Source organism: Rhodococcus sp. EPR-147 (assembly GCF_001647185.1).
GTDB lineage: Bacteria > Actinomycetota > Actinomycetes > Mycobacteriales > Mycobacteriaceae > Rhodococcoides.
The window spans coordinates 1-11,092 of the sequence record NZ_LVCU01000043.1 but is presented as its reverse complement, the minus strand read 5'-3'; the positions used below and the strand labels follow the sequence as shown (position 1 = coordinate 11,092).

Genomic DNA, 11,092 nt, shown 5'->3' with positions numbered 1-11,092 from the left:
ACCACCGAGCAGAGCGGGAGATCTCTCGAGTACGACCAGGATGGCTCTCCTGACCGTGGATCGCGGCCGAGGACGGAGCCCCCGTCCGCCGTCACCACCGTGGATCCGGTGACGACAGGGAGTGGGGTTCGCGTCGAATCCGTCGCTGCACTCGGCGCACGCCACAGTTCGGTGAGCGCAGTGGGCACCGCGAGCGCGGGCTCGGCCTGAGCCAGCGGCTCGTCGGCCGGGATCGATGTGGTTCCGCGAGCATCACCGGTGAACCAGGCGATGCTCGCGGCAACCACTACCACCACCGCGATGACGGCGGCGACGAGGAGGTCGGTTCTCGTCCTTCGTTCTGGAGCCAGCACGGCGGGAGATTACTCCGACGCGCTCGCAGTCGAGGGTCCGGCGTCGGCGGACGATCCACTGGGGCGACGACGCCTGCGGCGGCGCGGCGCAGTCTTGGCGACCGTGTCCGCGGACGCCGCATCGGACGTATCCGACTGTGCGGCAACCGATTTCGTTGCCGGTGCGGAATCGTTCTGCGCAACGCTGGTTGCGGCGGTGTTGTCGCCGTCCTGCCCTGCGCGGGTGCGACGCCGACTGCGTGAGCGGCGCGGCTTGGTAGCCGAAGACGCGTCGGCCGCAGGCGCTGCCGTCGCCTCGCCGTCGTCCGCCTTCTCCGGGGCGCGCGAGGGTGCCTTGCGTACCGTGCCGGTGGCGTCGGTGGCGATACCGAGGTCGGTGAACAGGTGCGGCGAGCTCGAGTAGGTCTCGACCGGATCCGGCATGCCGAGATCGAGCGCCTTGTCGATCAGCTGCCAACGGGGGATGTCGTCCCAGTCGACCAGGGTGACCGCGATGCCGGTGCGCCCGGCACGGCCGGTGCGGCCGATGCGGTGCACGTAGGTCTTCTCGTCCTCGGGGCACTGGTAGTTGATGACGTGGGTGACGTCGTCGATGTCGATACCGCGGGCCGCGACGTCGGTCGCCACCAGAACGTCGATCTTGCCCGTCCGGAACGACTTGAGGGCCTTCTCGCGCTGGACCTGGCCGAGGTCACCGTGCACGGCACCGACCGAGTATCCGCGCTCGGCCAGCTCGTCGGCGACCTTCTGGGCGGTGCGCTTGGTGCGGGTGAACACCATGGTCGCGCCGCGACCCTCGGCCTTGAGAACTTTGGCGACCATCTCGACCTTGTCGAGGGCGTGGGCCCGGTAGACGTGCTGGGCGGTGCGGTCGTGGACGGCCGAGGACTCCGCCTCTTCGGCGCGGATGTGCGTCGGCTGAGTCAGGAACGTCCGGGCCAGAGTGATGATGGGGCCGGGCATCGTCGCCGAGAACAGCATCGTCTGACGCTTGTCGGGAACCATGCCGAGGATGCGCTCGATGTCGGGGAGGAACCCGAGGTCGAGCATCTCGTCGGCCTCGTCGAGGACCAGGACTCCGACCTTGCCGAGGATCAGGTGGTTCTGCTTGGCGAGGTCGAGCAGTCGGCCCGGGGTGCCGACGACGACGTCGACGCCGTTCTGCAACGCGCTGATCTGCGCCTCGTACGGACGGCCACCGTAGATGGAGAGCACCTTGACGGGGCCGTTCGCGCCGCTGAGGTACTTGGATGCGTTCTCGAGGTCGGAGCTGACCTGAACGCACAGTTCACGGGTCGGCACGATCACCAGGGCGCGGGGAGTGCCGTCGAGCGGGGAGGTACCGGAGTTGTCCGTGGCGAGTCGGTGCAGCAGAGGCACACCGAAGCCGAACGTCTTGCCCATTCCGGTGCGTGCCTGACCGATGAGGTCGTCGCCCGCGATGGCGAGCGGCAGCGTCAACTCCTGGATGGCGAACGTGCGCTCGATTCCCATCTCGGAGAGCGCGCGAACGATGGTGGGGTCAACGTTCAGTTCGGCGAAAGTGGGGGGAACGTGCTTGTCGTCCAGCTGCGCCGACAGCGTGGTGTCGCCGGTGTCGGATTCTTGGTCGATGACTATCTTGCTCAGGGGACTGGCCTTCCTCGTGGTCGAACGTGCGCACGAGGAAGGGCATAGGCCTATTGCCGGCCGAAGTCGATGCCCTCGATCCGATGTGATGTCGCCGTCAGCCTCAGCGCGGCCGCGAACTGCGATGTTCGCTGCGGCGAAGCTGTCGAGGCGACCCGGATCAGGTGCGCACACATTATCGATGACCGTCGTGTGCTTCTTCGGTCCGTTTCATCGGTCCGCGAGTGACGATCGAGCACCATGGTAGCTTGCCGAACGGAATTCTCCATTGTCGGCAGGTCACGGTAGGTCCAGCGCGCGCCGCGACGAGGCGTCGGGCACCGGACTACGATTGCCAGCCATGGGAGCCCATTCGTCGGAGCCGTCGTCCGCAGTTTCACCCACCACTGTCGTCGAGTCGCCCGAGTCGGATCGAGTCGAGCCGTCGATCGCGCACGATCACCCCGGTATTCCGGATCTGTTCGCAGTGCTCGCGTACGGCGAGATTTCCGCGTTCTATCGCCTGGCGGACGACGCTCGAATGGCTCCGTCGATGGAGGGTCGCGTCGCGCTCGCGAGCATGGCGGCTGCGGAGATGAGCCACTTCGAGACGTTGCAGAGAGCCTTGTCCGATCGTGGTCTCGACGTCTACGCCTCGATGGACCCGTTCGTTCGCGCCCTGGACGAGTACCACGAGTCGACGACGCCGTCGACGTGGTTGGAGTCGTTGGTCAAGGCGTACGTGGGCGACGGCATCGCGGCCGATTTCTACCGGCAGATCGCGCACAGTCTCACCCCCGACGTGGCCGAGATCGTCCGCGACGTGCTGGCCGAGACCGGGCACTCGGAATTCGTGGTGCACGAGGTGTCCGATCGGGTTCGTGCGAGCTCGCAGGAGAAGGCGCGATTGATGCTGTGGGGTCGTCGTCTGCTCGGTGAGGCCATCACCCAGGCGCAGTTCGTGCTCGCTCGCCGTGAGTCGCTGACCGATCTCGTCATCACCGCGTCGGGAGACCTCAACGGTGTCGTCGCACTGTTCGATCGCATGCAGGAACAACACGCGGAGCGGATGTCCTCACTCGGCCTCGATTGACCGCACAGCACTGTGTTCGCTGACAGCACAGGGCGTCGGGCGTCTGGCTCGGTGCGGCTGCACTAGCCTGGCGTGAGCAGAGTTGTCGAGAGTTCGGAGGTTGACCGTGGAGGTCAAGATCGGTGTTTCGGAGAGTTCCCGTGAGCTCGTCGTGAACAGCACGCAGTCCCCGGCCGAGGTCGAAGCGCTCGTATCGACCGCCTTCGCCGGTAAGGACGGAGTGCTGGCGTTGGAGGACGAGAAGGGACGCAAGTTCTTGATTCAGGCTTCCAAGGTGTCGTATGTCGAGATCGGTCCGTCCGATTCTCGGAAGGTCGGATTCGCGACCGCCTGAGACTGCTCGGAACGCAGAACACGCCCCTCACTCGCATCGAGTGAGGGGCGTGTTGCGTTCGTGGGTTGCGAGGCTACGGTGCCTGCAGGGGAACGTGCGACAGACCGCCCCAGGCCAGCGAAACCGTGGTGTCGACGGCGTCTTCCTTCGAGATCGGCCGGTCGGCTTCGAGCCAGTACCGAGCAGTGAACTGACTGGCACCGACCAGGCCTACGGCCAGTACGCGAGCTCGATAGGGATCGAGTCCGGAATCGTGGGCAACGAGGTCGAAGACTGCATCGACGCACGCTTCGGTTGCCTGCTCGACGCGTGCATTGACCTGCGGGTCGCCCATCAGATCGGATTCGAAGACCAGGCGGAATCCCTGTGTATCGGTGTCGACGAAGTCGTAGAACGCCAGCACCGCGGCACGAACTCGTTGCTTGTTGTCCGTGGTCGAGCGCAGAGCCTGTCGTACTCCTGCGATCAGGGTGTCGACGTAACTCTGCAGCACCGCCAGATACAGCTCGAGTTTTCCGGGGAAGTGCTGATACAGGACCGGCTTGCTGACGCCCGCGCATTCGGCGATCTCGTCCATTCCGGATGCGTGGTACCCACGGGTCACGAATATCTCGCTCGCCGCAGCGAGCAGTTGCGCCCGACGGGCATCGCGAGGCAGCCGTGCGCCGCGCCGATTGCCGGTGGTGGCCGGCCGGTCCGAAGACCTCCGGTCGTCGAGATCTGTCATCAATTATGTTCCCATCCGCGTCGACAGCTGCGCTCGTCTTGGTTCGACAACGAACGGTCCGGCATGAACTCCCGGCGGGTGGCCGTCGGTTCGGACCGCTCGTAGCGCAGATCACGGGCAACGATACTCGTGGCGGCCGGCACCCACGGGATCCTGGGGGACCGTTGCGGAAAGTGGGCGATACCGGAACATGTCGAGCGGTTTGTTCGTACGATGTTTTCGTACCGAAAACCCGATAGTTCCATTCCCGGTATCGGCGTGCCGAGCAGCGGGCGGTGAGGATTGTGAGATCGTGTTCGAGTGACTGACCGAGGCGGGCCGCGTATCCGCGGTGGTGTGCAGTCGGACGGCGTCGACGACGGTTACGACGATCGCGCGGACGATTTCCCACGAAGTGTGGGCAGTCGCGGGTCGCATCAACCGCTCCGCGCGCAGTGGGATCCGACGCAACGCGAGGTCAAGCTGCGCAGTCGTCGACCGGATCGCGATATCAGGAAGCAGAGCAAGCTCGGAAAGTTCGCGTCCACTTACGGCTGGCGGGCGTACGCGGTGCCGATTCTGATCGTGGTGACCGCGCTCGTCGTGTTCGATGCCGTGCGGACCGGTGACCCCGTCACCGGCACCGCAGCGCAGTCGACCAACGCCGATCCTGGATTCGGCACCTTGAGTTCGGATACGACGTCGGGTACCGGAATCATCGGCGTTCCGCCGCAGGCCGACGGTAACTTCGCAGCGTCGATATCGTCGGGTGAACTGCCCGACGGTGGTCCGTTCGCGGTGGAGGGGGCCGGAACCTGGCACACCGTGCCGGGGACAACGGAGCAGGTGGGGCAGGGGACCGAGCGGGTGTTCACCTACACGGTCGAGGTCGAGGACGGCGTGGACACGGTCGGGTTCGGCGGCGACGAGTCGTTCGGCCGATTGGTGGATCAGACCCTTGCCAACCCCAAGAGTTGGACCAACGATCCACGGTTCGGATTCCGTCGCATCGATCAGGGCGATCCCGACTTCAGGATCTCGCTGACGTCGCAGATGTCGATCCGGCAGGCCTGCGGTTACGACATTCAGCTCGAGGTCTCCTGCTACAACCCCGGCATCGAGCGAGTGGTGCTCAACGAGCCGAGGTGGGTGCGTGGGGCGATCTCGTTCCAGGGCGACATCGGCTCGTACCGCCAGTACCAGATCAATCACGAGGTCGGCCACGCGATCGGCTACCAGCAGCACCAACCGTGCGAGACCGACGGCGGGCTCGCTCCGGTGATGATGCAGCAGACGTTCGGGACGAACAACGACGACATCGCGCGACTGGACCCAGCGGGCGTCGTTCCGATGGACGGCAAGACATGCCGATTCAATCCGTGGCCCTACCCGCGAGGCTGATCGGCTGGAACTCGGACAGGCTGAGTTAGATTCGAACGTGTCGCGCCGGGTCACCGGCCGCCGTGTCGAGTCGAGGAGCGTCGCTGCGTCGTGGTCCACCTACCCCCGCTGGTCGAACCCGCAGGCGAACTGTCGCCCGAGGACGTCGCCCGGTACAGCCGGCACCTGATCATTCCCAGTGTGGGAACCGACGGTCAGAAGCGACTGCGCAACGCCCGCGTGCTCGTCGTCGGTGCCGGGGGACTGGGCTCACCCGCACTGCTGTACCTCGCGGCCGCCGGTGTCGGGACTCTGGGCGTCGTGGAATTCGACGACGTCGAACTGTCGAACCTGCAACGGCAGATCATCCACGGCCGGTCCGACGTGGGTCGCCCGAAGGCCGACAGCGCGAGAGACTCGATTCTCGAACTCAACGACGGCGTCGAGGTGACGCTGCACCGTGTTCGACTCGACTCGTCGAACGCACTCGAGCTCTTTCGGCAGTACGACCTCGTGCTCGACGGGACCGACAACTTCGCCACCCGATACCTCGTCAACGACGCGGCCGCGCTGGTCGGGATCCCCTATGTATGGGGTTCGATCTACCGGTTCGAGGGGCAGGTGTCGGTGTTCTGGGATCGAGCCCCCGGCGACGCAGGTATCAACTATCGCGACCTGTACCCCGAGGCTCCACCGCCCGGCATGGTGCCCTCGTGTGCCGAAGGTGGGGTGCTGGGGGTGCTGTGCGCGTCGATCGGGTCGATCATGGTCACCGAGGCGATCAAGCTGATCACCGGACTCGGCGAGACGTTGCTGGGTCGGTTGATGATCTACGACGCACTGGCGATGAGCTATCGAACCGTCGGTCTGACTCGGGACCCGCATCGAACGCCGATCACCGAGCTGATCGATTACGAGGCATTCTGCGGAGTGGTGCCGGCCGCCGAGTCCACCGGCGAATCGGTCACTCCGGCGGAGCTGCACGCAATGATGCAGTCCGGTCGCGAGATCGCCCTCATCGACGTGCGTGAGCCGGTGGAGTGGGACATCGTCCGCATCGACGGTGCGCGCTCGATTCCCAAGGGTCGAATCCTGTCGGGGGCGGCGATGTCGGATCTACCGCAGCACATCCCCATCGTGCTCTATTGCAAAACCGGCATCAGGTCCGCCGAGGTGCTCTCCGCCCTCGTGGCAGCCGGTTTCTCGGACGCCGCCCATCTGCACGGCGGAATAGTGGAGTGGGCCCAGCAGATCGATCCTGGTTTGCCCATGTACTGATGTGTCGCGTGTGCGCGTCGTCCGCAGCGGCACCGCGATCGGCGGTAGCGTGGCGCTCGTGAGCTCTGTCGAACCTCCTCAGCACGTGATCTCTACGTTCGGGCTGCGCGATGTCGAGCCTGCACCACTCGGTGCGGATTGGGACGGTGGATGGCGTCTGGGCGACGTCGTCCTGTCCCCGGTGGCAGACCATGCCCGCGCCGCATGGTCGGCCAAGGTGCGCGAGACATTGACCGTGGACGGGGTCCGTCTCGCCCGACCGGTCCGGTCGACCGACGGCCGATACGTCGTGTCGGGCTGGCGCGCAGACACGTTCGTCGCCGGCGAACCGGAGCCTCGTCACGACGAGGTGGTCTCGTTGTCGATGCGGTTGCACGCGGCGACCGCGCAACTCGAGCGACCGCGATTTCTGGTTCAGCCTCCCGTGGCCCCGTGGGCCGACGTGGATGTTTTCGTTGCTGCCGACAGAGCTGCTTGGGAAGCGGTCCCGCTGCGCTCTGCTCGCGGCGCCGGCGCACCCGAGCCGTCGTCCAGTGATGGCAAGAGCAGCCTGGAATTGGTCAAACAGCTTGCGACACTACGCAAGCCCGTCGAGTCACCGGACCAGTTGGTGCACGGTGATCTGTTCGGAACGGTCTTGTTCTCGGGTAGCGAGGCACCAGGGATCAGCGACATCACCCCGTACTGGCGTCCTGCGCCCTGGGCTGCCGGGGTGGCCGTGGTGGACGCCCTGTCCTGGGGTGACGCGGACGACGGTCTGGTCAACCGCTGGGACGATCTACCGGAATGGCCGCAGATGTTGCTGCGCGCGTTGATGTTTCGTCTCGCGGTGCACGCGCTTCATCCGCGTTCGACGTCCGAGGCGTTCCCCGGCTTGGCGCGAACGGCGGATCTGGTACGCCTTATTCTCTGACTTCCGCTGCGCGAGCCGGTGATTCGGAGAGTTCGTGGAACAGTGATCGAGCGGCCTGCATCGCGCGGGCCGCGTCACCGGCGATCACCGCCTCCACGAGCGCCGTGTGTTCGTCGATGTAATCGTCGTCGTGCTCGATGGCGTGGTGGCGCATGGCGTCGTGGATCACCGGTAGCAGCGAATCGTAGAACTCCAGATAGATGGCGTTGTGGCTGGCCGCGACGATGGCGCGGTGCAGGCGTGCGTCGATCCGAACTGCATCGGCCAACGGAGTTTCGTCGGACCACGCCGCGTTGCGATCGGCCAGCGCGCCGAGCATGGCACGGATGTCGTCGTCGTCGCGTCGGTCGGCCGCAAGAGCCGCCGCAGTGACTTCCAAGGTTTCGCGTAGTTCGGTGACATCGCGGTGCCTGGCGTCCGAGAAGTACTTTCCCAGGGTTCCGCCGAGGTCGGAGCACGTCATGACGAAGGTGCCCGAACCCTGCCTGCGTTCGACCATGCCGGCGTGCACGAGTGCCTGCACGGCCTCGCGCACAGTGTTGCGCCCGGTGCCGGTGATCTCGCACAGTTCGGGTTCGGTGGGGATGCGGGTACCCACCGGCCATCGCTGCGACGTGATCTCTTCGCGCAGCTGAGCGGTGACCTGGGAGATCAGGCTCGATCGCTGGACCTGCCGCACGTGGACTCCTCATGCCGGGGACGTTGCAGCGTCGATAGTACTGCTTTGCACCCGATGATCCGGTCATCCTATGATTACGCGGTGAGTGCGCCCACCGCCCCCGATACCCGCCTCGTCGGTACCTCGCTCGTGCGTGGTCGAGCACTCGTCTTCTCCGCGATCGTGGTGTCCGCCCTGACTCTGCGCGCCGCCGTCACCTCGATCAGCCCGCTGTTCGGCAGAATCGGCACCGACCTCCAGTTCGGCACCACCGTCATCGGCATCGTCGGCATGTTGCCTCCGGCGATGTTCGCCGTCTTCGGCCTGGCCACGCCGCTTCTCGCCAAGCGCACCGGCCTGGAGCGGGCAGCTCTGCTGGCGATGGCGCTGACCACGATCGGTATGGCCACTCGTGCGTTCGCGCCGAACACCGAGTCTCTGCTCGCGCTGTCCGCGATCGCTCTCGCGGGCATGGGCATCGGAAACGTCGTCATCCCGCCGTTGGTCAAGCGGTATTTCTCCGAGCGGCTCGCCGTCGTCAGCACCATCTACATCTGCGCCATGCAAGTCAGCACCATGGTTCCGCCGCTGCTGGCCGTCCCCATCGCCGACGCGCACGGTTGGCGCATCTCCATCGGGATCTGGGCCGTCGTCGGCCTGGCCGCCGCGCTGCCGTGGCTCGGTGTCGTCATCGCCCGACGCGGCCGCGACGAGAAGGACGTCTCCGGTGAGGCCGGGTCGGCGTCGGTCCACGCATCGCCGAGCGGCCGAATCCACCGGTCCTCTCTGGCGTGGGGGATGGTGATGATGTTCGCAATGACTTCCCTGATCACCTACTCCATGCTCACCTGGTTGCCGACGCTTCTCATCGATGCGGGGATCGGAGAAGGCTTGGCCGGTGCGTCGGTGGCGGCGTTCGGAGCGATGGGACTGATCACGTCGCTGGCCGCGCCGACGCTCTGTGCGCGCGTGCGCAATCCGTACGGCATCGTGATGGTTGCCGCGGCGTGCTACCTCGGCGGGTTCGCGGGCCTGCACTGGTCTCCGACTGCCGGTACGGTCGCGTGGGTGTGCCTGGTCGGGCTGGGCACGATGACGTTCCCGATGTCGCTGACGCTGATCAACCTCAGGACGCGCACGGCCGTTGGCTCGTCCTCGCTCTCGGGATTCACCCAGGGGCTGGGTTACGTGGTGTCCTCGACCGGTCCGATTCTGTTCGGTCTGCTTCACACCGAGTCCGGGGGCTGGGGACTGCCGTTGGTTCTGTTGACCGGATGTGTAGCGGTTCTGCTGGTCGGAGGATTTCTGTGCTGCCGACCGAGGATGCTCGAAGACACCTGGTGACGTTCGGTGCACGTTGACGCTTCAGCTCACGTCGGTGCTCGATGGCACGTGAGACCAAGTTAATCAACGAGTCATCGCGCGCAGCGCCGCTGCAACATGGCTTTCCTATGTTCGGTTCACACACCGATCAGGAGGCCACACGTGACCAGCCTTTCTCGCAGCGCTTCGGCAGATGCCGGCTCAGCCACCACGGCGACTGTTCCACCCGGAACAGTTCCCGTCTCCGTCAACCATCACATCGCGCACTGGAATTCCGAGGACGTCGAGGCCTGGGAGGCCGGCGGCAAGCAGATCGCCAAGCGCAATCTGATCTGGTCGGTCATCGCCGAGCACGTCGGATTCTCGATCTGGTCGATCTGGTCGGTGATGGTGCTGTTCATGCCGTTGTCGGTCTACGGCATCGACGCGGCGGGCAAGTTCTTCCTGGTGGCCGTCCCCACCCTCGTCGGCGCGATTCTGCGCATTCCGTACACCTTCGCCACGGCCAAGTTCGGTGGCCGTAACTGGACCATCTTCAGTGCTCTGGTGCTCCTGATCCCCACCGTGCTGACCATGTACTTCATGCTGAACCCGGCGTCGTACACCACCTACATCATCGTTGCGGCGTTCGCCGGACTCGGCGGCGGTAACTTCGCATCCTCGATGACGAACATCAACGCGTTCTATCCGCAACGCGAGAAAGGGTGGGCGCTCGGCTTGAATGCGGGCGGCGGCAACATCGGTGTGCCCGTCATCCAGCTCATCGGCCTGTTGGTCATCGCCACCATCGGCAACACCGCCCCCGAGATCGTGTGCGCCGTCTATCTCGTCTTCATCGCGCTTGCCGCCGTCGGTGCCGCGCTGTACATGGACAACCTGGACAACCAGAAGACCAACGGACGCTCCATGATCGACGTGCTGAAGTTCTCGGACTCGTGGTGGATCGCCTTCCTGTACATCGGCACGTTCGGGTCGTTCATCGGCTTCAGCTTCGCGTTCGGGCAGGTCCTGCAGATCAACTTCCTCGCCGGACTCACCGACGGAGCACCGGCGACTCCCGCTCAACAGGCGCAGGCATCGCTGCAGGCCGCTCAGATCGCGTTCATCGGACCATTGCTGGGATCGCTGTCGCGTCCGTTCGGCGGCAAGCTCGCCGACAAGATCGGTGGCGGCAAGATCACCCTGTACACGTTCGTGGCCATGACGTTCGCCACCGGGATTCTGGTTGCGGCCAGTACCTGGGACGATTCGACTCCCGGCGCGGCCAGCGGCACCGTGATGGTGCTCTTCGTCGTCGGATTCATCGCACTCTTCCTGCTCTCGGGCCTCGGAAACGGATCGGTGTACAAGATGATCCCCGCCATATTCGCTGCGAAATCCGCTCAGCTTCAGGGCATGACGGTCGACGAGCAACAGCACTGGTCGCGCAAGATGTCCGGTGCCCTC

The 11,092-nt window shown here is 65.3% G+C and carries 10 protein-coding genes and 1 pseudogene; 7 read left to right on the top strand and 4 right to left on the bottom strand.

Annotated features, from left to right (window positions below; genetic code table 11):
• Window positions 1-353, bottom strand: a pseudogene (locus A2J02_RS01940) (hypothetical protein); the annotation flags it as partial.
• A gap of 9 nt (window positions 354-362) precedes the next feature.
• Window positions 363-1,847, bottom strand: coding sequence for a DEAD/DEAH box helicase (locus tag A2J02_RS01935; RefSeq protein ID WP_231893688.1), 1,485 nt, complete (start codon window positions 1,845-1,847; stop codon window positions 363-365).
• 475 nt (window positions 1,848-2,322) lie between these two features.
• Between A2J02_RS01935 and A2J02_RS01930 the strand changes: the two genes are divergently transcribed.
• Complete coding sequence (locus tag A2J02_RS01930; RefSeq protein WP_179272204.1) at window positions 2,323-3,054, top strand: ferritin-like fold-containing protein; 732 nt, start codon at window positions 2,323-2,325, stop codon at window positions 3,052-3,054.
• Between the two features lie 106 nt (window positions 3,055-3,160).
• On the top strand, window positions 3,161-3,388 hold the full coding sequence (locus A2J02_RS01925) for a DUF3107 domain-containing protein (protein WP_068046048.1): 228 nt from the start codon (window positions 3,161-3,163) through the stop codon (window positions 3,386-3,388).
• Window positions 3,389-3,461: 73 nt separating this feature from the next.
• On the opposite strand, the gene A2J02_RS01920 is transcribed toward A2J02_RS01925, so the two are convergent.
• Window positions 3,462-4,115 (bottom strand): TetR/AcrR family transcriptional regulator, encoded by a 654-nt coding sequence (locus A2J02_RS01920; protein ID WP_068046045.1) that lies wholly within the window; start codon window positions 4,113-4,115, stop codon window positions 3,462-3,464.
• Window positions 4,116-4,511: 396 nt separating this feature from the next.
• Between A2J02_RS01920 and A2J02_RS01915 the strand changes: the two genes are divergently transcribed.
• The 3 genes from A2J02_RS01915 (at window position 4,512) to A2J02_RS01905 (ending at window position 7,665) form a co-directional block, all read left to right on the top strand.
• Complete coding sequence (locus A2J02_RS01915) at window positions 4,512-5,495, top strand: DUF3152 domain-containing protein (protein ID WP_094642481.1); 984 nt, start codon at window positions 4,512-4,514, stop codon at window positions 5,493-5,495.
• 90 nt (window positions 5,496-5,585) lie between these two features.
• Window positions 5,586-6,752: an adenylyltransferase/sulfurtransferase MoeZ gene (gene moeZ, locus A2J02_RS01910; RefSeq protein ID WP_068046038.1), complete on the top strand. Its 1,167-nt coding sequence runs from the start codon at window positions 5,586-5,588 to the stop codon at window positions 6,750-6,752.
• A 58-nt stretch (window positions 6,753-6,810) separates the two neighbouring features.
• Window positions 6,811-7,665 (top strand): TIGR02569 family protein, encoded by an 855-nt coding sequence (locus A2J02_RS01905; protein ID WP_068046053.1) that lies wholly within the window; start codon window positions 6,811-6,813, stop codon window positions 7,663-7,665.
• Here A2J02_RS01905 and A2J02_RS01900 read toward each other — a convergent pair.
• Window positions 7,655-8,344: a FadR/GntR family transcriptional regulator gene (locus tag A2J02_RS01900; protein ID WP_068046035.1), complete on the bottom strand. Its 690-nt coding sequence runs from the start codon at window positions 8,342-8,344 to the stop codon at window positions 7,655-7,657. The two genes, A2J02_RS01905 and A2J02_RS01900, sit on opposite strands and share 11 nt — an antisense overlap.
• An 81-nt stretch (window positions 8,345-8,425) precedes the next feature.
• Here A2J02_RS01900 and A2J02_RS01895 point away from each other — a divergent pair, with 81 nt between their 5' ends.
• Window positions 8,426-9,667, top strand: a complete 1,242-nt coding sequence (locus A2J02_RS01895; protein WP_068046055.1) for an MFS transporter — start codon at window positions 8,426-8,428, stop codon at window positions 9,665-9,667.
• A 237-nt stretch (window positions 9,668-9,904) separates the two neighbouring features.
• Window positions 9,905-11,092: nitrate/nitrite transporter (locus tag A2J02_RS01890; RefSeq protein WP_068046050.1), on the top strand; the 1,188-nt coding region annotated here is incomplete at its 3' end.